Here is a 23,253-nt window from a genome sequence, read left to right as displayed (position 1 = left end):
GGGTAAACTAGCGCCCTGCTTCGCACGGACCGCCGCATGACCGACAGCTTCGTCACCCAATGCCCCCACTGCCGTACCAGCTTCCGCATCAGTCGTGCGCAGCTGGGCGCAGCCCATGGCGCGGTCCGCTGCGGCGCCTGCATGCGCGTGTTCAACGCCGCCCAACAGCTGCTGGTGGATCAGAACCGCGCCAGCAAGCCTGCCGCGCCAACGCCTGCACCTATCCCCGCCAAGCCGGCAGCTCCGGCGACAGCCAAGCCTGTCGCCCCTGTGCAGCCCACGGCACCAGCGCCGACCGCTCAGGCGCAGCCAACTGCCGCGCCGCGCCCCGCCGCAACGCCGGACAAGAAGTCCGTCGACACCCTGTGGATTCACGACGACCTCGACCTCGACAGCCTCGACCTGGACGAGGAGCTGGCCAAGCTGGAAGAGCAGGAGATGCAGCTGTCCCGCGAGTTCCTCGCCATGGACAGCGGCGCCAAGCCCGCCGAGCACCTGCCGCACGACGATGACGAAGACAACCGCCACGACGAGAGCTGGGCCGAATCGCTGATCAAGGAAGAGCCGCCGCGCAAGCCGGCCCCTGCCGTCATCGCCCGCCCTGTCGTCGAGCCGCAGCCCGAGCCCCAGCTCGCAGCGACCAAGCCCGAAGAGACAGTGCCGGCGCCCATCGCCAAGCCTGTCGCGGAAGCGCCGCGCGAGCGCGACGAGCCGTCCCTCGGCGACCTGGATGCCCATGACGAGGACGATGCCGAGGAAATCGGCGATGGCGACTACCGCATCGCCGCCGAGCCGGCACCGGCGCCAGCCACCGCCAAGCCCGCGCGCAGCGAGCCGGCCCTGCGCGACAACGGCCTGCTCGACCTCAATGACGACCCGCTGCAACTGGACTGGCAACAGCCGAAGAAACCCTGGGGCCGCTGGATCGGCTGGGGCCTGCTGAACCTGATCGCCGCCGGCGCACTGGCCACCCAGTACGTGGCCTACCACTTCGAGGAACTGGCGCGCCAGGACCAGTACCGCCCCTGGTTCGAGACCCTCTGCCCGGAAATCGGCTGCACCCTGCCGTCCAAGGTCGACATCGCCCAGGTACGCAGCACCAACCTGGTGGTGCGCAGCCATCCGCAATACATGGATGCGCTGATGGTCGACGCCATCCTCTACAACCGCGCCCAGTTCGCCCAGCCCTTCCCGCTGCTGGAACTGCGCTTCGCCGACCTCAACGGCCAGCTGATCGCCAGCAGCCGTTTCCGCCCCAGCGAATACCTCAGTGGCGAGCTGGCCGGCCAGGCCGAAATGCCACCGCAGACGCCGATCCACATCTCCCTGGAGATCAAGGATCCGGGCGACCGGGCGGTCAACTACAGCCTCAGCTTCTACTCCCCGGAATAGCCTGCAAGTGCCGGATTTCCGGCACTTGCAGCGCGCCACCTAGCCAACGGCAATAACCCGATGGCTGCTCATAATTTGTTCAAAACAGCCTTTATCCGGTCACCGAGAGCGGGTATCATGCCCTCCCTTTTTCGCACTCCCCCGATCGCCGTTCCGCACTTTGGCAGGCTACGCCATTGCCCGAAACGACCCTCGAGACAACAGGGATGACCATGTCGGTGGTACGCATCGGCCCTTACACACTGCCCAACCAGCTGATCCTCGCCCCCATGGCGGGCGTCACCGATCAGCCGTTCCGGCAGCTGTGCCGGCACCTGGGCGCCGGGATGGTCGTCTCCGAGATGGTCACCAGCGACGTGCGCCTGTGGAACAGCCGCAAGTCGCGGCTGCGCCTGATCCACGAGGGTGATCCCGAGCCACGCTCGGTGCAGATCGCCGGTGGCGACCCCGAGATGCTGGCCGAAGCCGCCCGTCGCAATGTCGAACTGGGCGCGCAAATCATCGACATCAACATGGGCTGCCCGGCCAAGAAGGTCTGTAACAAGGCCGCCGGCTCCGCGCTGATGAAAGATGAAGAGCTGGTGACGGCGATCCTCGACGCCGTGGTCAAGGCCGTCGACGTGCCAGTGACCCTGAAGATCCGCACCGGCTGGGATCGCGCGAACAAGAACGGCATCACCGTGGCCAAGATCGCCGAACAGGCCGGCATCGCCGCCCTCGCCGTGCACGGCCGCACCCGCGCCGACCTGTACACCGGCGAAGCCGAGTACGACACCATCGCGGCCATCAAGCAGGCGATCTCCATTCCGGTGTTCGCCAATGGCGACATCGATTCACCGCACAAGGCCAAGGCCGTGCTCGACGCCACCGGTGTCGACGCCCTGCTGATCGGCCGTGCGGCGCAAGGGCGGCCGTGGATCTTCCGCGAGATCGCTCATTACCTGGCGACCGGCACGGAGCTGCCGGCACCAACACTATACGAAGTAGAACGGATCCTGCTGGAGCACCTGGCCGCCTTGCACGCCTTCTATGGCGACCTGATGGGCGTACGCATCGCCCGCAAGCATGTCGGCTGGTACCTGGCAACTCTACCCGGCGCCCGCGAGTTCCGCGCCGAGTTCAATCGTCTGGAAAGTACGGACGCACAGCGCACCGCCGTTCGGCAGTTCTTCGCCGAACAGAACAACAAAGGAGAAGGGGTGGCCGCATGACGAGGATGACCGAGCCTTTTTTTGAGCAATCAGTTTTTGATGGGGCAGTACCCGTGAGCGACAACGCCAACCTGAAGCAGCACCTGAACACTCCGTTCGAGCAGGGCCAGACCCTGCGCGACAGCGTGGAGAAGGCTCTGCACAACTACTTCGCCCATCTCGAAGGGGCCGACGTCACCGACGTCTACAACCTGGTCTTGACCGAGGTCGAAGCGCCGCTGCTGGAAACCGTGATGAACTACGTCAAGGGCAACCAGACCAAGGCCTCCGAGCTGCTCGGCCTGAACCGCGGCACCCTGCGCAAGAAGCTCAAGCAATACGATCTGCTGTAAGTCTCGAACACATGGAAAAGGGCGGCCCTCAATACAAAAAAGGGGTCGCCTTTTTTACTGAATCTCCAGCTCCGATGGACTTTGCAATGACCGACCAGACCACCCGCCTCCCCGTTCGCCGCGCCCTGATCAGCGTCTCCGACAAGACCGGCATCCTCGAGTTCGCCCGTGAGCTCGTCAGCCTGGGCGTGGAAATCCTCTCCACCGGCGGCACCTACAAGCTGCTCAAGGACAACGGCGTCGCGGCCGTGGAAGTGGCCGACTACACCGGCTTCCCGGAAATGATGGACGGTCGCGTCAAGACCCTGCACCCGAAGATCCACGGCGGCATCCTCGGCCGTCGCGCCCTCGACGGCGCGGTGATGGAGCAGCACGGCATCAAACCGATCGACCTGGTCGCGGTCAACCTCTACCCCTTCGCCGCCACCGTGGCCAAGCCCGGCTGTGACCTGGCCGACGCCATCGAGAACATCGACATCGGCGGCCCGACCATGGTCCGCTCCGCCGCGAAGAACCATAAGGACGTGGCCATCGTGGTCAACGCCGGCGACTACGCCAGCATCGTCGAAGGTCTGAAAGCCGGCGGCCTGACCTACGCCCAGCGCTTCGACCTGGCCCTCAAGGCCTTCGAGCACACCAGCGCCTACGACGGCATGATCGCCAACTACCTGGGCACCATCGACCAGGCGCGCGACACCCTGTCGACCGAAGATCGTGGCTCCTTCCCGCGCACCTTCAATAGCCAGTTCATCAAGGCCCAGGAAATGCGCTACGGCGAGAACCCGCACCAGAGCGCGGCGTTCTACGTGGAAGCACAGAAGGGCGAGGCCAGCGTCGCCACCGCCATCCAGCTGCAGGGCAAGGAACTGTCGTTCAACAACGTGGCCGACACCGACGCCGCGCTGGAGTGCGTGAAGAGCTTCGTCAAGCCGGCCTGCGTCATCGTCAAGCACGCCAACCCGTGCGGCGTGGCCGTAGCCACCGACGCCGAAGGCGGCATCCGCAAGGCCTATGACCTGGCCTACGCCACCGACACCGAGTCGGCCTTCGGCGGCATCATCGCCTTCAACCGCGAGCTGGACGGCGAGACCGCGAAAGCCATCGTCGAGCGCCAGTTCGTCGAAGTGATCATCGCCCCGAAAATCTCCCAGGCCGCCCGCGACGTGGTCGCCGCCAAAGCCAACGTGCGTCTGCTCGAGTGCGGCGAGTGGCCGGCCGAACGTGCCGCCGGCTGGGACTTCAAGCGCGTCAATGGTGGCCTGCTGGTCCAGAGCCGCGACATCGGCATGATCACCGCCGAAGAGCTGAAAGTGGTGACCAAGCGCGCGCCGACCGAGCAAGAAATCCATGACCTGGTGTTCGCCTGGAAAGTGGCCAAGTTCGTCAAATCCAACGCCATCGTCTATGCCAAGGGCCGCCAGACCATCGGTGTCGGCGCCGGCCAGATGAGCCGCGTCAACTCTGCGCGCATCGCCGCGATCAAGGCCGAGCACGCCGGCCTGCAGGTTGCCGGTTCGGTAATGGCCTCCGACGCCTTCTTCCCGTTCCGCGACGGCCTGGACAATGCGGCCAAGGTCGGCATCACCGCGGTGATCCAGCCGGGCGGCTCGATGCGCGATGCGGAAGTCATCGCTGCAGCCGACGAGGCTAACATCGCGATGGTGTTCACCGGCATGCGCCATTTTAGGCATTGATTTCGGCCGCACTGAAACCGGCATCTGCTGTGTTGCCTTAGGTTCCGCCAATGCTCATTGCCACTAGGCAACTCCGCTTGTCGAAACCCAAGGCGGCTTGCATCTACCGGCTTCATTGCGACCTGCCTGCCAAGTTTTACTGATCGTTCCCACGCTCCGCGTGGGAATGCAGCCCGGGACGCTCGGCGTCCCATGCCGCGGACGCCGAGCGTCCACAGCTCCGTTCCCACGCAGAGCGTGGGAACGATCAACATGAGGCTTGAAACATGAACGTATTGATCATCGGCAGCGGCGGTCGTGAACACGCCCTGGCCTGGAAAGTGGCGCAGGACAAGCGCGTCGAGAAAGTCTTCGTCGCCCCGGGCAACGCCGGCACCGCCACCGAAGCCAAGTGCGAGAACGTCGCCATCGACGTACTGGCCATCGAGCAGCTGGCCGACTTCGCCGAGAAGAACGTGCAGCTGACCATCGTCGGCCCGGAAGCACCGCTGGTGAAGGGCGTGGTCGACCTGTTCCGCACCCGCAAGCTGGACATCTTCGGCCCCACCGCCGCTGCCGCCCAGCTGGAAGGCTCCAAGGCCTTCACCAAGGACTTCCTGGCGCGCCACAACATCCCTACCGCCGACTACCAGAACTTCACCGAAGTCGAGCCAGCCTTGGCCTACCTGCGTGAGAAAGGCGCACCGATCGTGGTCAAGGCCGACGGCCTGGCCGCCGGTAAAGGCGTAATCGTCGCCATGACCCTGGCCGAAGCCGAAGAAGCCGTGCGCGACATGCTGTCGGGCAACGCCTTCGGCGACGCCGGCGCGCGCGTGGTGATCGAAGAGTTCCTCGACGGCGAAGAAGCTTCCTTCATCGTCATGGTCGACGGCGAGAACGTGCTGCCGATGGCCACCAGCCAGGACCACAAGCGTGTTGGCGACGCCGACACCGGCCCGAACACCGGCGGCATGGGCGCCTACTCGCCGGCTCCGGTGGTCACCGCCGACGTGCACAAGCGCGTGATGGACGAAGTGATCTACCCGACCGTGCGCGGCATGGCTGCCGAAGGCAACGTCTACACCGGCTTCCTCTACGCCGGGCTGATGATCGACAAGGCAGGCAAGCCCAAGGTCATCGAGTTCAACTGCCGCTTCGGCGACCCGGAAACCCAGCCGATCATGGTCCGTCTGGAAAGCTCCCTGGTGCTGCTGGTCGAAGCCGCGCTGGCCAAGGCGCTGGACAAGGTCGAAGCCACCTGGGACCCGCGTCCGACCGTGGGTGTGGTGATCGCCGCCGGCGGCTACCCGGCCGACTACGCCAAGGGCGACGTGATCGAAGGCCTGGACGCTGCCGCCAAGATCGACGGCAAGGTGTTCCACGCCGGCACCGCACTGAACGCCGCCGGTGAAGTCGTCACCGCCGGCGGCCGCGTTCTGTGCGCCACTGCCATCGGCAAGAGCGTCTCCGATGCCCAGCAGCAGGCTTACCGCCTGGCCGAGAAGATTCGCTGGAACGGCAGCTTCTACCGCAAGGATATCGGCTACCGCGCCATCGCCCGCGAAAACGGCGAAGGTTGATTATCAGCCGATAGAAAAAGGCCCCGCTTTGCGGGGCCTTTTCATTTCTGCATGGCGATCAGTGCCAGTTGCGCAGATCGCGATCCTTGGTCTCCGGCATCAGGAACAGGCCGATGATGAAAGTCATCACCGCCACCACGATCGGGTACCACAGCCCGTAGTAGATGTTGCCGGTGGCGGCGACCATGGCGAAGGCGGTGGTCGGCAGGAAGCCGCCGAACCAGCCGTTGCCAATGTGGTAGGGCAGCGACATCGCCGTGTAGCGGATGCGCGTCGGGAACAGCTCGACCAGCAGTGCCGCAATGGGCCCGTAGACCATGGTCACGAACAGCACCAGGATGGTCAGCAGCAGCACCACCATCGGTGTGTTGACCTGCTCCGGATCGGCCTTGGCCGGGTAGCCGTGGCTGCGGATCACCTCGGTCATCTTCAGGTTGAAGGCATCGGACTCGGCCTTGAACTGGTCGGCCGGCATGCCGGCGCCGGAGAACGAGGCGATGGTCTGGTCACCGATACGGATGCTCGCCGGAGTGCCGGCCGGCGCCTCCTCGTTGGAGTAGTTCACCGAGTTGCGGGCGAGGAAGCCCTTGGCGATATCACAGGAGCTGACGAACTTCGCGGTGCCCACCGGGTTGAACTGGAACGAGCACTCGTTCGGGTCCGCCACCACGGTGACCGGCGCCGAGTTCTGCGCCTGCTCCAGCGCCGGGTTGGCGTAGTGGGTGATCAGGCCGAACAGCGGGAAGTAGGTCAGCGCCGCCACCAAGCAACCGCCGAGGATGATCGGCTTGCGCCCTATCTTGTCCGACAGCCAGCCGAAGAAGATGAAGAACGGCGTGCCGATCAGCAGCGACAGGGCGATCAGGATATTCGCCGTGGCGGCCTCCACCTTGAGCGTCTGGGTCAGGAAGAACAGCGCGTAGAACTGCCCTGTGTACCAGACCACCGCCTGGCCGGCGGTGCCGCCGAACAGGGCGACCAGTGCCACCTTGGCATTCTCCCAGCGGCCGAAGGCCTCGGTCAGCGGCGCCTTGGAGGTCTTACCCTCCTCCTTCATCTTCTTGAAGGCCGGGCTCTCGCTGAGGGTCAGGCGGATCCACACCGAGATGCCGAGCAGGACGATCGACAGCAGGAACGGGATGCGCCATCCCCAAGCGGCGAACTCCTCCTCGCCGAGCCAGGTACGGGTACCAAGGATCACCAGCAGCGAGAGGAACAGGCCCAGCGTCGCGGTGGTCTGGATCCACGAGGTGTAGAAGCCGCGTCGGCCGTGCGGCGCATGCTCGGCCACATAGGTCGCCGCGCCGCCGTACTCACCACCCAGCGCCAGGCCCTGGAACAGCCGTAGCACGATGAGAATCACCGGCGCCGCGATGCCCCACGAGGCATAGGAAGGCAGGATGCCGACGATGAAGGTCGACAGGCCCATGATCAGGATGGTGATGAGGAAGGTGTATTTGCGCCCGACCAGATCGCCGAGACGACCGAACACGATGGCGCCGAACGGGCGCACCGCGAAGCCGGCGGCGAAGGCCATGAGCGCGAAGATGAAGGCTGCGGTCGGGTTAACCCCCGAGAAGAACTGCGCCGCGATGATGGCCGAGAGCGAACCGTACAGGTAGAAGTCGTACCATTCGAACACGGTGCCAAGGGAGGAGGCGAAAATGACTTTCCGCTCCTCCGAGGTCATGGGACCAGCCGGTGCATGGCCGGAGTCTGCAGTTGCCACACTCATGGGTGCCGCCTCCTGACATCCGTCGACAAAGGCGGAATCGCCCTCTTGCGGACGTCTTTCTTGTGATTGTTCTGCAGGCAAGGCTAGTCGCGCACACCCGAAGCGACATTAGACTTTAGTCTGACAGGCTTGAAATTCCGGGGGAAATCGGTTCCGCATCTGCCAAGCGCCCGCCTGCCACGGCGGCCAACCTGTGTCGATTGATGGCGCAAAGCGAGTAAATATGCGGTAAAGCTCCCGTTCACGAGGCGGCCATGGGTGCCTTTTGTCCACGGCCCGTAGCTATAATCCGGAAATCTATCGAAGAAGGGATTCCATCGTGCGCCGGCTCTGGATCGCCACAGGACTCATCGTCAGCCTGTTCATGGCTCTGACGGTCTCGGCTGCGCCACAGGAAAGCACCACAGAGAGCTGGTCGATCCTGCTGGACAAGTCGGCACAGCTGACCTTCAAGGACGTCCAGGCGCAGAGTTCGCGCTTCCAGCCGCTCGACCGCCTCGCCTTCACCCTCCCCGCTTCTCCCCAGGCCATCTGGCTGAAAGTCGACACCCGCGCCCTCGCCTCGCCCCACTGGTTGTGGCTGTTCGCTCCGCGCGTGCAGTACCTGGACTTCTACCTGGTCAAGGATGGCGTGGTCGAGCAGCAGCAACGCACCGGCGAAGCGCTGACCCTGAGCTCGCGTCCGCTGCCGTCGCGCGCCTACCTGTTCAACCTGCCCAACGACAACCTGCCGCGCACCGCCTACCTGCGCATGACCTCCAACCACGCGCTGATGATGTGGTTCAAGGTAATGGACGAGTCGGAACTGGTAGCCCAGGAGAAACCCGCCTACCTGTTCGGCGCCCTGCTCGGCGGCCTGCTCCTGCTGGCCCTGTTCAACCTGCTGCGCACCGCCTACTCGCCCGCTGCCAGCAACCTCTGGCTGGCCGGCATGCATGTCTCCCTGGCCCTGTGCGCCACGGCCAATATCGGCCTGCTCGCCCTGCTGCTGCCGGAGCAGAACTACAACCAGTCGCTGGTCGCCGACCTGTCGGCATTCGGCGCGGCCCTGTGCCTGCTCGGTTACACCCGCTGTTTCTTCACCGGCACCGCCGCCGAGCTCAGCCCGCTGCGCCACATCCTGCACGCCGAGTTCGTCCTGATCGCCGCAGCGGCCGCCATGATCGCCTTCACCGGTCTGTTCTGGCAGAGCTGGCTGGTCTACGGCCTGATGGTGCTGGCCATCGTCACCGTGCCGGCTGTGGCCTTCATCCACTGGCGCGCCGGCTACCAACCGGCCCGCCTGGTCTTCGCCGGCCTGGTCGTGTTCTGCCTGGGCTTCGCCACCCTCGGTCCGGTGCTGTTCGGCTTCGACCAGCTCAACCCCGGCTGGCTGGTGCTCAGCCTGTTCAGCGTGGCCATGGTCGCCGGCCTGATCCTCAGCATCGCCCTGGCCGAGCGCCAGCGGCAGATCCAGAACGAGACCCTGTCGCAGCGCACCAGCGAGGCGGCCACCAGCGCCGAGATGAAGACCAAGGCCGAGTTCCTGGCCAAGATCAGCCACGAGATCCGCACGCCCATGAACGGCGTGCTGGGCATGACCGAGCTGCTGCTGGGCACGCCGCTGTCGGCCAAGCAGCGCGACTACGTGCAGACCATCCACAGCTCCGGCAACGAGCTGCTCACGCTGATCAACGAGATTCTCGACATCTCCAAGCTGGAGTCGGGGCAGATCGAACTGGACGACGTGCAGTTCGACCTCAACGCGCTGATCGACGACTGCCTGGACATCTTCCGCGCCAAGGCCGAGCAGCAGCAGGTCGAGCTGATCAGCTTCACCCAGCCGCAGGTCCCGCGGGTGATCAGCGGCGACCCGACGCGCCTGCGGCAGATTCTCATGAGCCTGCTCGACAACGCCTTCCGCCAGACCGACGAGGGCGAGATCCTGCTGGTGGCGGCGCTGGACACCGAGGGCAACGAGCCGCGCCTGCGCATCGCCGTGCAGGACAGCGGCCGCCCGCTGGAGGCCAGCGAGCGCGACGCTCTGCTCAACACCCAGCTGCACAGCAGCGACTTCCTCAGCGCCAGCAAGCTCGGCGGTCGCCTCGGCCTGATCATCGCGCGCCAGCTGGTGCGTCTGATGGAAGGCGAGTTCGGCGTGCAGAGCGGCAACAATGCGGGTAGCACCCTGTGGTTGACCCTGCCGCTTGACCCGCAGCGCCTGGAGCAGCCCACCGCCGACCTCGACGGCCCGCTGCAGGGCGCACGCCTGCTGGTGGTGGACGACAACGAGACCTGCCGCAAGGTACTGCAGCAGCAATGTACCGCCTGGGGCCTGCAGGTCAGCGTGGTGGCCTCCGGCAAGGAAGCTCTGGCCCTGCTGCGCACCAAGGCGCACCTGCGCGAGTTCTTCGACGCTGTCCTGCTCGACCAGGAGATGCCCGGCATGACCGGCATGCAGCTGGCGGCCAAGATCAAGGAAGACCCCAACCTCAACCACGACATCCTGCTGATCATGCTCACCGGCATCAGCAACGCGCCGAGCAAGATCATCGCGCGCAACGCCGGGATCAAGCGCATCCTGGCCAAGCCGGTGGCCGGCTACACGCTGAAGACCACCCTGGCCGACGAACTGGCCCAGCGCCAGGCCGGCGTGCCACAGCTGCCGCACGTCGACACCAGCACCCTGCAGGTGCCGGAAGACTTCCGCATCCTGGTCGCCGAGGACAACAGCATCTCCACCAAGGTGATCCGCGGCATGCTCAACAAGCTCAACCTGCGCCCGGACACCGCCAGCAACGGCGAGGAAGCCCTGCGTGCGATGCAGGAGCAGCAGTACGACCTGGTGCTGATGGACTGCGAGATGCCGGTGCTCGATGGTTTCTCCGCCACCGAACGCCTGCGCGAGTGGGAACAGCGCGAGCGCCGCAGCCGCACGCCAGTGGTGGCGCTGACCGCGCATATCCTCGCCGAACACAAGGAGCGTGCGCGCCAGGTCGGCATGGACGGGCACATGTCCAAGCCGGTGGAAATGTCGCAGCTGCGCGAACTGGTCGCCCACTGGGTCTCAGAGCGCGACCGCCGCCAGCGCGACGCCCTGCCCTCCTGATAGGCTGGCGGTGGCCGACCATCGCCTTCTATGCTGTGCCCGTCTGCCCCTGAAGAGCCCTGTCCATGCTGTCGCTGCTGTTCACCGTTTATCTGAAGATGCTGGTCCTCTACAGCCCGTTCTTCGTGCTGTCGTGCTTCATCGGCCTGACGCCGGGCTACAGCGTCAAGGAGCGCAAGAAGCTGGCGTGGAAAGTAGCCTTCGGCACCCTGATCGCCAGCGTGCTGCTGTACCTGTTCGGCCAGACCATCTTCGAAATCTTCGGCATCACCGCCGACGCCTTCCGCATCGGCGCAGGCTCGGTACTGTTCATCTCGGCGCTGGGCATGGCCCAGGGCAAGTCGGCGGTGCAGGCCGACAATGTGCAGCAGGACGTCACCATCGTGCCGCTGACCATCCCGCTCACCGTCGGCCCCGGCACCATCGGTGCGCTACTGGTGATGGGCATCAGCCAGCCGGAATGGGATGACAAGGTGGCAGCCATCCTCGCCATCGGCATCGCCAGTGCCACGGTCGGCATCGTGCTCTACCTGTCCGACCGGGTCGAACGCCTGCTCGGCCAGCAGGGCCTGCAGATCCTCAGCCGCCTGATGGGCCTGTTCGTCTGCGCCCTGGCCGCGCAAATCATCTTCACCGGCGTCCAGGGCTACCTGCGCCCCTGACGCACCAGCGCCGGGCGCGCGGCCCCCAAACGGGGCAGCTCGCCCTCGCCGCCCCACCTTCCCCTCGCAACAAATCCTTCCACGTCAGCCACTTACGAACATGGCATAGCTTTCGCTTCTCGGACATCAACTTGGATACAAGAAGGAATCTAGGAAGATGTCCCATCGCGGATTCGGCTGGACCCTGGGCGAATGGCAAGCGGCCTATCGCACCGACAACCTGCAACCCGAGGCGCTCGCCGAGCTCCTCGCCGAACTGAGCAGCGACGATCCGGCCTGGATCAGCCTGGCCACCCCGGCCCAGCTGCAGGCGCAGCTCGACCAGCTGGCCGAGCGCCTGGCCGCCGCCGGCGGTGACCTGAACAAGCTGCCGCTGTATGGCGTGCCCTTCGCCATCAAGGACAACATCGATGCCGCCGGCTGGCCCACCACCGCCGCCTGCCCCGAGTTCGCCTACGTCGCCGAGCACGACGCCACGGTGGTCGCCAAGCTGCGCGCCGCCGGCGCCATCCTGATCAGCAAGACCAACCTCGACCAGTTCGCCACCGGCCTGGTCGGCACCCGCTCGCCCTATGGCGCAGTGCCCAACAGCTTCAATGCGGACTATGTCAGCGGCGGCTCCAGCTCGGGCTCGGCCAGCAGCGTGGCGCGCGGCCTGGTGGTGTTCGCCCTGGGCACCGACACCGCCGGCTCCGGCCGCGTGCCGGCCGGTTTCAACAACATCGTCGGGCTCAAGCCGACCAAGGGTTGGCTGTCCAACAGCGGCCTGGTCCCGGCCTGCCGCACCCTGGATTGCATCTCGGTATTCGCCCTGACCGTGGCCGACGCCCAGGCCGTGGCCAACATCGCCGGCGGCTTCGATGCCAGCGACGCCTACAGTCGCAAGAACCCGGTCAGCGCCAAGGTCGGCATGCCGGCCAAACCTCGCCTGGCCGTGCCGGCCACGCCCGAGTTCTTCGGCGATGCGCAGAACCAGCTGGTCTTCGAGCAGGCGCTGGGCAAGCTGCGCGAGCTGGGCGCCGAGCTGGTGGAGATCGACTTCACGCCCTTCCAGCAACTGGCCGAGCAGCTCTACTACGGCTCCTGGGTCGCCGAGCGTACGGTGGCGGTGGAAGACGTCGACGCGGCGCACATCAACCCGGTGGTACGCGGCATCGTCGAGAACGGCTACAAGTACAGCGCCTGCGACGCCTACAAGGCCGAGTACATCCGCGCCGAGCTGAGCCGCACCATCAACGAGGCCCTGGCCGGCTTCGACGCCCTGCTGGTGCCGACCTCGCCGACCATTCGCACCCTGGCCGAGATGGAAGCCGAGCCGGTGCTGTTCAACAGCCAGTTCGGCACCTACACCAACTTCACCAACCTCGCCGACCTCTCCGCCCTGGCCCTGCCCGCCGGCTTCCGCGAAGACGGCCTGCCGGCCGGCATCACCCTGATCGCCCCGGCCTGGCACGACCAGGCCCTGGCCGCGCTCGGCCGGCGCTGGCAGGAGCTCCTCGCTCTGCCGCTGGGCGCCACCGGCCGGCCGCTGCCGGCCCAAGCCGCAGCGCCCCAGGCGCCGGGCTGCATCCGCGTGGCCGTGGTCGGTGCGCACCTCACCGGCATGCCGCTGAACTTCCAGCTCGCCACCCGCGACGCGGTGCTGGTCGAGCAGACCACCAGTTCGGCCGACTACCGGCTCTACGCCCTGCCCGGCACCGTGCCGCCCAAGCCGGGGCTGGCGCGGGTCGCCGAGGATGGCGCGCAGATCATCGTCGAGCTATGGGACGTGCCGCAGGCGCGCTTCGGCGAGCTCGTCGCCGAGATCCCGCCGCCACTGGGCATCGGCAACCTGCAGCTGGCCGACGGGCGCTGGGTCAAGGGCTTCATCTGCGAGCCCTACGCGCTGGCAGGTGCCCGCGACATCACCAGCTTCGGCGGCTGGCGCGCGTTCATCGCCAGCCAGCAGGGCTGAACCGATGCCACCACGCGTCGCGCCGCCCAGCCTGGCCGATGGCATCCACCGGCAGCTCAAGGAGGACATCTTCGAATTCCGCCTGCTGCCGGGCGATCGCTTCAGCGAGGGCGAGGTGGCCGAGCGCATGGCGGTCAGCCGCACGCCTGTGCGCCAGGCCCTGTATCGCCTGCAGCGCGAGGGCCATGTGCAGGTGCACTTCCGCAGCGGCTGGCAGGTCAGCCCACTGGACCTGGAGCAGTTCGAGGAACTCTACGACCTGCGCATCCTGCTCGAACTGGAGGCGGTGCGCCGCCTGTGCCAGCGCCCCGAAGTCGAGCCCAACCCCGCACTGCAGCAGCTTGAGCGCACCTGGATGGTGCAACCCGAGCAGCGCCTGGCGGATGGCAGGGCGGTTTCCCTGCTCGACGAACAGTTCCACTGCCTGCTGGTCGAGGCCGGCGGCAACCGCGAGATGACCCGCGTGCACCACGAGGTCACCGAGAAGATCCGCATTCTAAGGCGCCTGGACTTCACCCAGGCGCCACGGATTGCCGCCACCTACGAGGAACACGGACGGATTCTTGGCGCAATTCTCACGCGCCACTGCGAAGAGGCACAGCTATTGCTCAAGGCTCATATCGAGGAGAGCAAGGCGGAAGTGCGCAAGATCACCCTGCACATGTTGCACAGCGCCCGGCAGAAGGCGCAGGCGACGCAGGGCTGAGGCAAAGGCCTTGGTTCTACTGCCAAAACGGATAACTACAAGCAAGCAGTTCAACACTCAGTTCGTGAATGGAGATCGCACTATGCAACGTCGCAGCCTGATCAAGGCCTTCACCCTTTCCGCATCCATCGCCGCCATGGGCATGACCTGGACCGTACAGGCCGCCGAGACCATCAAGGTCGGCATCCTGCACTCGCTGTCCGGCACCATGGCGATCTCCGAGACCTCGCTGAAAGACATGGCGTTGATGACCATCGACGAGATCAACGCCAAGGGCGGCGTCAACGGCAAGCAGCTGGAAGCGGTGGTGGTCGACCCGGCCTCCAACTGGCCGCTGTTCGCCGAGAAGGCGCGCCAGCTGCTGACTCAGGACAAGGTCGACGTGGTCTTCGGCTGCTGGACCTCGGTATCGCGCAAATCCGTGCTGCCGGTGTTCGAGGAGCTCAACGGCCTGCTGTTCTACCCGGTGCAGTACGAAGGCGAAGAGATGTCGCCGAACGTGTTCTACACCGGCGCCGCGCCGAACCAGCAGGCGATCCCGGCCGTGGAATACCTGATGAGCGAAGACGGCGGCGGCGCCAAGCGCTACTTCCTGCTGGGCACCGACTACGTCTACCCGCGCACCACCAACAAGATCCTGCGCAGCTTCCTGCACAGCAAAGGCGTGGCCGACAAGGACATCGAAGAGGTCTACACCCCCTTCGGTCATAGCGACTATCAAACCATCGTCGCCAACATCAAGAAGTTCTCCGCCGGCGGCAAGACTGCGGTGATCTCCACCGTCAACGGCGACTCCAACGTGCCGTTCTACAAGGAACTGGCCAACCAGGGCATCGAAGCCACCGACATCCCGGTGGTGGCCTTCTCGGTGGGCGAGGAAGAACTGCGCGGCATCGACACCAAGCCGCTGGTAGGCCAGCTGGCCGCCTGGAACTACTTCCAGTCGGTGGACAACTCGGTCAACAGCGCCTTCGTCGACAAGTGGAAGGCCTACGCCAAGGCCAAGAACCTGCCGAACTACCAGACCGCAGTGACCAACGACCCGATGGAAGCCACCTACGTCGGCATCAACATGTGGGCCCAGGCCGTCGAGAAAGCCGGCACCACCGAAGTCGACAAGGTCCGCGAGGCCCTGGCCGGCCAGACCTTCGCCGCGCCGAGCGGCTACACCCTGACCATGGACAAGACCAACCACCACCTGCACAAGCCGGTGATGATCGGCGAAGTCCAGGAAGACGGTCAGTTCTCCATCGTCTGGCAGACCGAAGGCCCGCTGCGCGCCCAGCCGTGGAGCCCCTTCATCCCCGGCAACGACAAGAAGCCGGACTACGCGGTGAAGAGCAACTGACAGGCCTGCGGCGAGCCGAGCCCGTTTTCCGGCTCGCCTGAGCAGCCTGCCCCGCCGCCGCTGGCGGTGGGGACGGAGGGGCGGATCTTTCCGCCTCGCCACCCTATCCCGCGCCACGGGAAGGTTTCGTCCTGTTCACTCCAAGGACCCTGGAATGCCCACTGCCCTGATTCCCTTTCTGCTGTCACTGGCACTGCTGATCGTGCCGCTGACCACCGAGGCGGGCGACGCCAATGATTTCGTCGCCGCCAACCCGGCCAAGCAGGCCAAGCTCCTCGAGAGCTGGGCCGCACAACCCGATGCCACTCGCCAACCGCTGCTCGATGCCCTGCAGCAGGGCCGCGTCGGCGTCGATGCGAGCAAGGCCGCCTTCTATGAAGTCGACGGTGCCTGGCAAGCCGCCGAAGCGGCTGCCACTGCCGAAGGCACGCCGAAGAAGCTGCGCCTGAACAACCGCCTGCGCGGCCTGCTGGCCAACGTGCAAGCCAGCCAGCAACTGCTCGCCGACAATGCAGCCACGCGCCTGGCCGCCGCCCAACAGCTGCAGAAGAGCGCCAAGCCGGCGCAGCTGGAACTGCTCAACGCCCGCGTCGCCGGCGAACAGGACGACGGCGTGCGCGCCGCCCTGGCGCTGGCCCTGGCCAACCTGCAGCTGGTCGACCCCGACCCGGCCGTACGCCTGAGCGCCGTGCGCCTGCTCGGCGAGAGCGGCGACCCACTGGCCCGCACCCGCCTGGAGGGCCTGTTGGCCGAAGGCGTGGAGAGCGACGCCGCAGTCCGCACCGCCGCCGAGACCAGCCTGGCCCAGGTCAAGCGGCGCCTGCTGGTCGGCGAGCTGCTCGGCCAGGCCTTCAGCGGCCTGAGCCTCGGCTCGATCCTGCTGCTGGCCGCCCTCGGTCTCGCCATCACCTTCGGCCTGCTCGGGGTGATCAACATGGCCCACGGCGAGATGCTGATGCTCGGCGCCTACACCACCTACATGGTGCAGATCGCCTTCCAGAAATTCGCCCCCGGCTATCTCGCCCTCTACCCGCTGGCGGCGCTGCCGGTGGCCTTCTTCGTCACCGCTGCCATCGGCATGGCGCTGGAGCGCACGGTGATCCGCCACCTCTACGGTCGCCCGCTGGAAACCCTGCTGGCGACCTGGGGCATCAGCCTGATCCTGATCCAGGCCGTGCGGGTGATCTTCGGCGCGCAGAACGTCGAAGTGGCCAACCCCGGCTGGCTGTCCGGCGGCGTGCAGGTGCTGCCCAACCTGGTGCTGCCGTATAGCCGCATGGTGATCATCGGCTTCGCGCTCTTTGTGGTTGCCTTGACCTGGCTGCTGCTGAACAAGACCCGCCTGGGTCTCAACGTCCGCGCCGTGACGCAGAACCGCAACATGGCAGCCTGCTGCGGCGTGCCGACCGGCCAGGTGGACATGCTCGCCTTCGGCCTTGGCTCCGGCATCGCCGGCCTCGGTGGCGTAGCGCTGTCGCAGATCGGCAACGTCGGCCCGGACCTGGGCCAGAGCTACATCATCGACTCCTTCCTGGTGGTGGTGCTCGGCGGTGTCGGCCAGTTGGCCGGTAGCGTGCTGGCCGCCTTCGGCCTGGGCATCGCCAACAAACTGCTGGAGCCGCAGATCGGCGCCGTGCTCGGCAAGATCCTGATCCTCGCGCTGATCATTCTGTTCATCCAGAAACGTCCGCAAGGCCTCTTCGCTCTCAAGGGACGGGTGATCGACTGATGACCATGCCACTCAATCAAACGCTGCTCGCCCGCGCCAGCAACGCGCTGGGGCCAAAGGCCTCGCTGGCCGTGCTCGGCCTGGTTCTGCTGGTGCTGCTGGCCATGCCGCTGCTGCACCTGCTGCCGGCTGACAACGCCCTGCACGTTTCCGCCTATGGCCTGACCCTGGTCGGCAAGATCCTCTGCTACGCCATCGTCGCCTTGGCACTCGATCTGGTCTGGGGCTACGCCGGCATGCTCTCACTCGGCCATGGCCTGTTCTTCGCCCTCGGCGGCTACGCCATGGGCATGTACCTGATGCGCCAGAGCGCCGGTGACGGCCTGCCGGCCTTCATGAGCTTCCTCGCCTGGAGCGAGCTGCCCTGGTACTGGTACGGCACCAGCAACTTCCTCTGGGCCATGTGCCTGGTGGTGCTGGCGCCCGGCCTGCTGGCCCTGGTGTTCGGCTTCTTCGCCTTCCGCTCGCGGATCAAAGGTGTGTACTTCTCGATCATGACCCAGGCGCTGACCTTCGCCGGCATGCTGCTGTTCTTCCGCAACGAGACTGGCTTCGGCGGCAACAACGGCTTCACCAACTTCCGCACGATTCTCGGCTTCGATATCACCGCGCCGGGCACCCGCGCCACGCTGTTCCTGGCCACCGTGCTGCTGCTGGCTGGCAGCCTGGCGCTGGGCTTCATGCTCGCGCGCAGCAAGTTCGGCCGGGTGCTGACCGCCCTGCGCGACGCGGAAAACCGCCTGATGTTCTGCGGCTACGACCCACGCGGCTACAAGCTGTTTATCTGGGTGCTCTCCGCCGTTTTGTGTGGCCTGGCTGGCGCGCTGTACGTGCCGCAGGTGGGCATCATCAACCCCAGCGAAATGTCACCGACCAACTCCATCGAGGCCGCCATCTGGGTCGCCCTCGGCGGACGCGGCACCCTGATCGGCCCGCTGCTCGGCGCCGGCCTGGTCAACGGCATGAAGAGCTGGTTCACCGTGGCCTTCCCCGAGTACTGGCTGTTCGCCCTGGGCGCGCTATTCATCGTCATCACCCTGTTCCTGCCGAAAGGCGTGATCGGCCTGATCAAGAAGGAGAAGGACCAATGAGAGCCGCTCCGGTACCCGAATTCATGCTCGAACCCGCCTTCGACCCGGCCGGCAGCGGCCGAGATGCGCTCGGCCTCGGCAGCGCCGCGGCCAAGGGCCTGGATGTGCGCCACGGCACCATCCTGACCCTGGAAGGCATCAACGTCAGCTTCGACGGCTTCCGCGCGATCACCGACCTCAACCTGTACATCGGCGTCGGCGAACTGCGCTGCATCATCGGCCCCAACGGCGCCGGCAAGACCACCATGATGGACGTGATCACCGGCAAGACCCGCCCGGACAATGGCGTCGCCTACTTCGGCGACACCCTCGACCTGACGCAGATGAGCGAGGTCGAGATCGCCCAGGCCGGCATCGGCCGCAAGTTCCAGAAGCCCACGGTGTTCGAGGCGCTCAGCGTGTTCGAGAACCTGGAGCTGGCGCTGAAAACCGACAAGTCGGTATGGGCCAGCCTGCGCGCCAAACTCTCCGGCGCGCAGAAGGACCGTATCGAGGAAGTGCTCAGCACCATCCGCCTGGAGAGCTCGCGTCATCGCCCCGCCGGACTGCTGTCGCACGGCCAGAAGCAGTTCCTCGAGATCGGCATGCTGCTGGTCCAGGACCCGCAACTGCTGCTGCTCGACGAGCCGGTGGCGGGCATGACCGATGCCGAGACCGAGTTCACCGCCGAGCTGTTCAAGTCGCTGGCGCGCAAGCACTCGCTGATGGTGGTGGAGCACGACATGGGCTTCGTCGGCAGCATCGCCGACCACGTCACCGTGCTGCATCAGGGCAGCGTGCTGGCCGAGGGCTCACTGGAAGAAGTGCAGGCCAACGAACGCGTTATCGAAGTCTATCTGGGGCGCTGAACCATGCTGCAAGTCGACAAACTCCACCAGTACTACGGCGGCAGCCATATCCTGCGCGGCCTGAGCTTCGAGGCGAAGATCGGCGAAGTCACCTGCCTGCTCGGCCGCAACGGCGTGGGCAAGACCACCCTGCTGAAATGCCTGATGGGCCTGATCCCGGCCAAGGAAGGCAGCATTGCCTGGGAAGGCCAGACCATCAACGGCCACAAGCCGCACCAGCGCGTGCATGCCGGCATCGCCTACGTGCCGCAGGGCCGCGAGATCTTCCCGCGCCTGACCGTGGAAGAGAATCTGCTGATGGGCCTTTCGCGTTTCGGCGCCAGCGAGGCCAAGACCGTTCCCGAGTTCATCTATGAGCTGTTCCCGGTGCTGCGCGAGATGAAGCAGCGTCGTGGCGGCGACCTCTCCGGCGGCCAGCAGCAACAGCTGGCCATCGGCCGCGCGCTGGCCAGCAAGCCGCGCCTGCTGATTCTCGACGAGCCCACCGAAGGCATCCAGCCCTCGGTGATCAAGGAGATCGGCGTGGTCATCAGAAAACTCGCGGAACGCGGCGATATGGCCATCCTGCTGGTCGAGCAGTTCTACGACTTCGCCGCCGAACTGGCCGACCAGTATCTGGTGATGAGCCGTGGCGAGATCGTCCAGCAAGGCCGTGGCGAGACCATGGAGGCCGACGGCGTGCGCGGTCTGGTGGCGATCTAGACCAAGGTCGCCCCGGCTGCGGGTAGGCATAGCCCGACCACGCCCTTACCATTGCGCGCTCAGGCGCCGGCCCCGCCGTGCGCGCCCATTCCAGACGGGTTCGTCGTCTCAGACACCCGCTTCCTGCGCCATGCGCGCAGTGCCATGACCATCAGGGGATCGACTCATGAGCAATGTGGTTTTCATCACTGGTGCCACCTCCGGCTTCGGCCGCGCCACCGCCCGCCGCTTCGCCGAGGCCGGCTGGTCGCTGGTGCTGTCCGGCCGCCGCCTCGAGCGTCTGCAGGAGCTGCAGGCCGAGCTGGGCGCCAAGGTGCAGGTACACATCGCCACCCTCGATGTGCGTGACGCTGCCGCCGTGCAACAGGTGGTCGCCGAGCTGCCGCCGGCCTTCCGTCGCGTCACCGTGCTGGTCAACAACGCCGGCCTGGCGCTGGCGCCCGAGCCGGCGCAGAAGGTGGCGCTGGAGGACTGGCACACCATGATCGACACCAACATCACCGGCCTGGTCAACGTCACCCACGCGTTGCTGCCGACCCTGGTGGAAATCGGCAAGGGCACCAGCATCATCAACATCGGCTCGGTCGCCGGTGAATGGCCTTATCCGGGCGGCCACGTGTATGGCGCGACCAAGGCCTTCGTCAAACAGTTCGGCTTCAACCTACGCTGCGACCTGGTATCCACCGGCGTGCGCGTCACCGACATCGCCCCGGGCATGGCCGAGACCGAGTTCACCCTGGTGCGCACCAAGGGCAACCAGGCCGCCTCCGACGCGATGTACTCCACCACCACGCCGCTGAGCGCCGAGGACATCGCCGAGCAGATCTTCTACGTCGCCACCCTGCCGGCGCACATCAACATCAACCGCCTGGAGATCATGCCGTCGCGCCAGGCCTGGTCATCCTTCGCCGTCGACCGCGACAACTGATAGACGACCACAACCTGTCTAGTCGTCGACCAGGAAATTGCCGATCGCGGCAGGTGCCTCGCCTTCCAGGCTGAGCACCTCCGCCTCGTCCTTGAGGCTCACGCCCGACAGCTTGCGCCGCCCGGCCTCGCGCATCAGGTACAGCAGCTTGTGCGCGGCCAGGCCGTAACTGAGGCCCTCCAGACGCACGTTGGAGATGCAGTTGCGGAAGGCGTCGGTCAAACCGACCTTCGGCGCATAGGTGAAGTACAGGCCGAGGCTGTCCGGCGAGCTCAGCCCCGGGCGCTCGCCGATCAGGATCACCACCATCTTCGCGCCGAGCAGCTCGGCCACCTCGTCGGCCACCGCCACCCGTCCCTGGCGCACCAGGCAGATCGGCGCCAGGGTCCAGCCATCCTCGCTGGCCTGCTGTTGCCAGCGATCGAGGAAGGCCAGGCTGTGGCGCTGCACGGCCAGGGCCGAGAGGCCGTCGGCAATCACCACGGCCAGGTCGTAGCCACCCGGATGGGCATGCGGATAATCGCGCAGGGTCTGTGCCGAGGCGGCGTCCAGGCGCCGGCCCAGGTCGGGGCGCTGCAGGTAGGTATTCCGGTCCGCCGCCGCACTGTGCAACTGCAGTACCTGGTGGCCGCGCTCGGTCAGGCCTGCGGCCAGCTCGTCGGCATCCAGCGGCAGGTGCACGGCATCGCGCGCCTGGGCATGGGCGAACTGGAAGTCCAGCTGCGCATCGGTAGGCAGGCTGGTGCCGGCGCGGCCGAGGGCGATGCGCGCCGGGGTCAGGCGGCGTAGCGCGGCCCAGGGGTTGCTGGCGGGGGTGTCGTCGAAATCGCTCATGCGGACCTGCGAGAAGAACTAGGCGAGTTGCGCCAGGGCATTGCGGAAGGCCGGTGGCACCGGGTCGCCGAGGCGCAGGCGGCCGCCCTGCTGGTGCAGGATGTTCATGCGTTCCAGCCACTGCTCGAACTCCGGCGCCGGGCGCAGGCCGAGCAGTTGGCGGGCGTACAGCGCATCGTGGAACGAGGTGGTCTGGTAGTTGAGCATCACGTCGTCGGAACCGGGGATGCCCATGATGAAGTTGATGCCGGCCGCACCGAGCAGGGTCAGCAGGGTGTCCATGTCGTCCTGGTCGGCCTCGGCGTGGTTGGTGTAGCAGATGTCGCAGCCCATCGGCACGCCGAGCAGCTTGCCGCAGAAGTGGTCCTCCAGGCCGGCGCGGATGATCTGCTTGCCGTTGTACAGGTACTCCGGGCCGATGAAGCCGACCACGGTATTCACCAGGAACGGCTTGTAGTGGCGCGCCACCGCGTAGGCGCGCACCTCGCAGGTCTGCTGGTCGACGCCGTGGTGGGCGTTGGCCGACAGCGCGCTGCCCTGGCCGGTCTCGAAGTACATCAGGTTGTCGCCCAGCGTCCCGCGCTTCTGCGACAGCCCGGCCTCGTAGCCCTCCTGCAGCACCTGCAGGGTGATGCCGAAGCCGGCGTTGGCCGCCTCGGTGCCGGCGATGGACTGGAACACCAGGTCGACCGGGGCACCGCGTTCGATGGCGGCGATGGAGCTGGTGACGTGGGTCAGCACGCAGGCCTGGGTGGGGATCTCGTAGCGCTGAATGATCGCGTCGAGCATCTTCAGCAGGTCGGTCAGCGCGCCCAGGCTGTCGGTGGCCGGGTTGATACCGAACATGGCGTCGCCGTTGCCGTACAGCAGGCCGTCGAGAATGCTGGCTGCGATGCCGGACGGATCGTCGGTCGGATGGTTGGGCTGCAGGCGCGTGGACATGCGTCCGCGAAGGCCCATGGTGTTGCGAAAACGAGTGACCACGCGGATCTTCTGCGCCACCAGGATCAGGTCCTGCACGCGCATGATCTTCGACACCGCCGCCGCCATCTCCGGCGTCAGCCCCGGCGCCAGGGCGCGCAGGCTGGCCTCGTCGGCGCGCTCGCCGAGCAGCCAGTCGCGGAAGCCGCCGACGGTCAGGTGGGCGACCGGGGCGAAGGCCGCCGCGTCGTGGCTGTCGATGATCAGCCGGGTGATCTCGTCGTCTTCATAGGGAATCAGTGCATCGCTCAGAAAATGCTTGAGCGGGATGTTGGCCAGAGCCATCTGTGCGGCGACACGCTCGGCATCGCTGCTGGCGGCCACGCCGGCCAGGTAGTCGCCGGAACGCGCCGGGCTGGCCTTGGCCATGACCTCGCGCAGGCTGTCGAAGCGCCAGGTGTGATGGCCGACGGTATGGGCGAATGTGGCCATGAAGTACTCCTGAAACAAGCGCCCGCC

18 protein-coding genes are annotated in these 23,253 nt (G+C 66.2%); 15 read left to right on the top strand and 3 right to left on the bottom strand.

Annotated features, from left to right (window positions below; genetic code table 11):
- Positions 1–36: 36 nt before the first annotated feature.
- From PTT45_RS03020 to purD, 5 genes are all read left to right on the top strand, one after another.
- Positions 37–1,392 carry a DUF3426 domain-containing protein gene (locus PTT45_RS03020; protein WP_273811462.1) on the top strand — a complete coding sequence of 452 codons (1,356 nt, stop codon included), beginning with the start codon at positions 37–39 and terminating at the stop codon, positions 1,390–1,392.
- A gap of 212 nt (positions 1,393–1,604) precedes the next feature.
- Complete coding sequence (gene dusB, locus PTT45_RS03015; protein ID WP_273811461.1) at positions 1,605–2,603, top strand: tRNA dihydrouridine synthase DusB; 999 nt, start codon at positions 1,605–1,607, stop codon at positions 2,601–2,603.
- Positions 2,600–2,935, top strand: a complete 336-nt coding sequence (gene fis, locus PTT45_RS03010; protein WP_043307105.1) for a DNA-binding transcriptional regulator Fis — start codon at positions 2,600–2,602, stop codon at positions 2,933–2,935. Before dusB ends, fis begins: the two co-directional genes overlap by 4 nt.
- Before the next feature lie 86 nt (positions 2,936–3,021).
- Positions 3,022–4,629: a bifunctional phosphoribosylaminoimidazolecarboxamide formyltransferase/IMP cyclohydrolase gene (gene purH, locus PTT45_RS03005; RefSeq protein ID WP_273811460.1), complete on the top strand. Its 1,608-nt coding sequence runs from the start codon at positions 3,022–3,024 to the stop codon at positions 4,627–4,629.
- Between the two features lie 266 nt (positions 4,630–4,895).
- The gene (purD, locus tag PTT45_RS03000) at positions 4,896–6,188 is read left to right on the top strand and encodes a phosphoribosylamine--glycine ligase (RefSeq protein ID WP_273811459.1); all 1,293 of its coding nucleotides are present in this window, start codon (positions 4,896–4,898) and stop codon (positions 6,186–6,188) included.
- A gap of 58 nt (positions 6,189–6,246) precedes the next feature.
- On the opposite strand, the gene PTT45_RS02995 is transcribed toward purD, so the two are convergent.
- Positions 6,247–7,923 carry an MFS transporter gene (locus tag PTT45_RS02995; RefSeq protein WP_273811458.1) on the bottom strand — a complete coding sequence of 559 codons (1,677 nt, stop codon included), beginning with the start codon at positions 7,921–7,923 and terminating at the stop codon, positions 6,247–6,249.
- Between the two features lie 319 nt (positions 7,924–8,242).
- On the opposite strand from PTT45_RS02995, the gene PTT45_RS02990 reads away from it, so the two are divergent.
- The 10 genes from PTT45_RS02990 (at position 8,243) to PTT45_RS02945 (ending at position 20,979) form a co-directional block, all read left to right on the top strand.
- A complete protein-coding gene (locus PTT45_RS02990; RefSeq protein ID WP_443218143.1) occupies positions 8,243–11,011 on the top strand; it encodes a response regulator in 2,769 nt (922 codons plus the stop codon).
- Positions 11,012–11,076: 65 nt separating this feature from the next.
- A complete protein-coding gene (locus PTT45_RS02985; protein WP_273811457.1) occupies positions 11,077–11,673 on the top strand; it encodes a MarC family protein in 597 nt (198 codons plus the stop codon).
- Positions 11,674–11,830: 157 nt separating this feature from the next.
- Positions 11,831–13,627 carry an allophanate hydrolase gene (gene atzF / locus PTT45_RS02980; protein WP_273811456.1) on the top strand — a complete coding sequence of 599 codons (1,797 nt, stop codon included), beginning with the start codon at positions 11,831–11,833 and terminating at the stop codon, positions 13,625–13,627.
- Between the two features lie 4 nt (positions 13,628–13,631).
- The gene (locus PTT45_RS02975) at positions 13,632–14,333 is read left to right on the top strand and encodes a GntR family transcriptional regulator (RefSeq protein WP_273811455.1); all 702 of its coding nucleotides are present in this window, start codon (positions 13,632–13,634) and stop codon (positions 14,331–14,333) included.
- Between the two features lie 82 nt (positions 14,334–14,415).
- Positions 14,416–15,681 (top strand): urea ABC transporter substrate-binding protein, encoded by a 1,266-nt coding sequence (gene urtA / locus PTT45_RS02970; protein WP_273811454.1) that lies wholly within the window; start codon positions 14,416–14,418, stop codon positions 15,679–15,681.
- A gap of 154 nt (positions 15,682–15,835) precedes the next feature.
- Positions 15,836–17,410: an urea ABC transporter permease subunit UrtB gene (gene urtB, locus PTT45_RS02965; RefSeq protein WP_273811453.1), complete on the top strand. Its 1,575-nt coding sequence runs from the start codon at positions 15,836–15,838 to the stop codon at positions 17,408–17,410.
- On the top strand, positions 17,410–18,501 hold the full coding sequence (urtC, locus tag PTT45_RS02960; RefSeq protein ID WP_273811452.1) for an urea ABC transporter permease subunit UrtC: 1,092 nt from the start codon (positions 17,410–17,412) through the stop codon (positions 18,499–18,501). Before urtB ends, urtC begins: the two co-directional genes overlap by 1 nt.
- Positions 18,498–19,349, top strand: a complete 852-nt coding sequence (gene urtD, locus PTT45_RS02955) for an urea ABC transporter ATP-binding protein UrtD (RefSeq protein ID WP_273811451.1) — start codon at positions 18,498–18,500, stop codon at positions 19,347–19,349. The genes urtC and urtD overlap by 4 nt, the downstream gene beginning before the upstream one ends.
- Before the next feature lie 3 nt (positions 19,350–19,352).
- Positions 19,353–20,051, top strand: a complete 699-nt coding sequence (gene urtE, locus PTT45_RS02950; protein ID WP_273811450.1) for an urea ABC transporter ATP-binding subunit UrtE — start codon at positions 19,353–19,355, stop codon at positions 20,049–20,051.
- Positions 20,052–20,217: 166 nt separating this feature from the next.
- Positions 20,218–20,979 carry an SDR family NAD(P)-dependent oxidoreductase gene (locus tag PTT45_RS02945; RefSeq protein WP_273811449.1) on the top strand — a complete coding sequence of 254 codons (762 nt, stop codon included), beginning with the start codon at positions 20,218–20,220 and terminating at the stop codon, positions 20,977–20,979.
- 18 nt (positions 20,980–20,997) lie between these two features.
- Here the strand turns inward: PTT45_RS02945 and eutC are convergent, their stop codons facing one another.
- Positions 20,998–21,813 (bottom strand): ethanolamine ammonia-lyase subunit EutC, encoded by an 816-nt coding sequence (eutC, locus tag PTT45_RS02940; protein WP_273811448.1) that lies wholly within the window; start codon positions 21,811–21,813, stop codon positions 20,998–21,000.
- A gap of 18 nt (positions 21,814–21,831) precedes the next feature.
- On the bottom strand, positions 21,832–23,226 hold the full coding sequence (locus tag PTT45_RS02935; protein WP_273811447.1) for an ethanolamine ammonia-lyase subunit EutB: 1,395 nt from the start codon (positions 23,224–23,226) through the stop codon (positions 21,832–21,834).
- Positions 23,227–23,253 lie beyond the last annotated feature (27 nt).

The organism is Pseudomonas sp. Gutcm_11s, assembly GCF_028649395.1.
GTDB lineage: Bacteria > Pseudomonadota > Gammaproteobacteria > Pseudomonadales > Pseudomonadaceae > Aquipseudomonas.
This window is presented reverse-complemented; position numbering and strand designations above follow the sequence as displayed.

Excerpts from the sequence above, each read along its gene's own strand:
- PTT45_RS03020 (WP_273811462.1), top strand. The coding sequence starts at position 37 with ATGACCGACAGCTTCGTCACCCAATGCCCCCACTGCCGTACCAGCTTC.
- dusB (WP_273811461.1), top strand. The coding sequence starts at position 1,605 with ATGTCGGTGGTACGCATCGGCCCTTACACACTGCCCAACCAGCTGATC.
- fis (WP_043307105.1), top strand. The coding sequence starts at position 2,600 with ATGACGAGGATGACCGAGCCTTTTTTTGAGCAATCAGTTTTTGATGGG.
- purH (WP_273811460.1), top strand. The coding sequence starts at position 3,022 with ATGACCGACCAGACCACCCGCCTCCCCGTTCGCCGCGCCCTGATCAGC.
- purD (WP_273811459.1), top strand. The coding sequence starts at position 4,896 with ATGAACGTATTGATCATCGGCAGCGGCGGTCGTGAACACGCCCTGGCC.
- PTT45_RS02995 (WP_273811458.1), bottom strand. The coding sequence starts at position 7,923 with ATGAGTGTGGCAACTGCAGACTCCGGCCATGCACCGGCTGGTCCCATG.
- PTT45_RS02985 (WP_273811457.1), top strand. The coding sequence starts at position 11,077 with ATGCTGTCGCTGCTGTTCACCGTTTATCTGAAGATGCTGGTCCTCTAC.
- atzF (WP_273811456.1), top strand. The coding sequence starts at position 11,831 with ATGTCCCATCGCGGATTCGGCTGGACCCTGGGCGAATGGCAAGCGGCC.
- PTT45_RS02975 (WP_273811455.1), top strand. The coding sequence starts at position 13,632 with ATGCCACCACGCGTCGCGCCGCCCAGCCTGGCCGATGGCATCCACCGG.
- urtA (WP_273811454.1), top strand. The coding sequence starts at position 14,416 with ATGCAACGTCGCAGCCTGATCAAGGCCTTCACCCTTTCCGCATCCATC.
- urtB (WP_273811453.1), top strand. The coding sequence starts at position 15,836 with ATGCCCACTGCCCTGATTCCCTTTCTGCTGTCACTGGCACTGCTGATC.
- urtC (WP_273811452.1), top strand. The coding sequence starts at position 17,410 with ATGACCATGCCACTCAATCAAACGCTGCTCGCCCGCGCCAGCAACGCG.
- urtD (WP_273811451.1), top strand. The coding sequence starts at position 18,498 with ATGAGAGCCGCTCCGGTACCCGAATTCATGCTCGAACCCGCCTTCGAC.
- urtE (WP_273811450.1), top strand. The coding sequence starts at position 19,353 with ATGCTGCAAGTCGACAAACTCCACCAGTACTACGGCGGCAGCCATATC.
- PTT45_RS02945 (WP_273811449.1), top strand. The coding sequence starts at position 20,218 with ATGAGCAATGTGGTTTTCATCACTGGTGCCACCTCCGGCTTCGGCCGC.
- eutC (WP_273811448.1), bottom strand. The coding sequence starts at position 21,813 with ATGAGCGATTTCGACGACACCCCCGCCAGCAACCCCTGGGCCGCGCTA.
- PTT45_RS02935 (WP_273811447.1), bottom strand. The coding sequence starts at position 23,226 with ATGGCCACATTCGCCCATACCGTCGGCCATCACACCTGGCGCTTCGAC.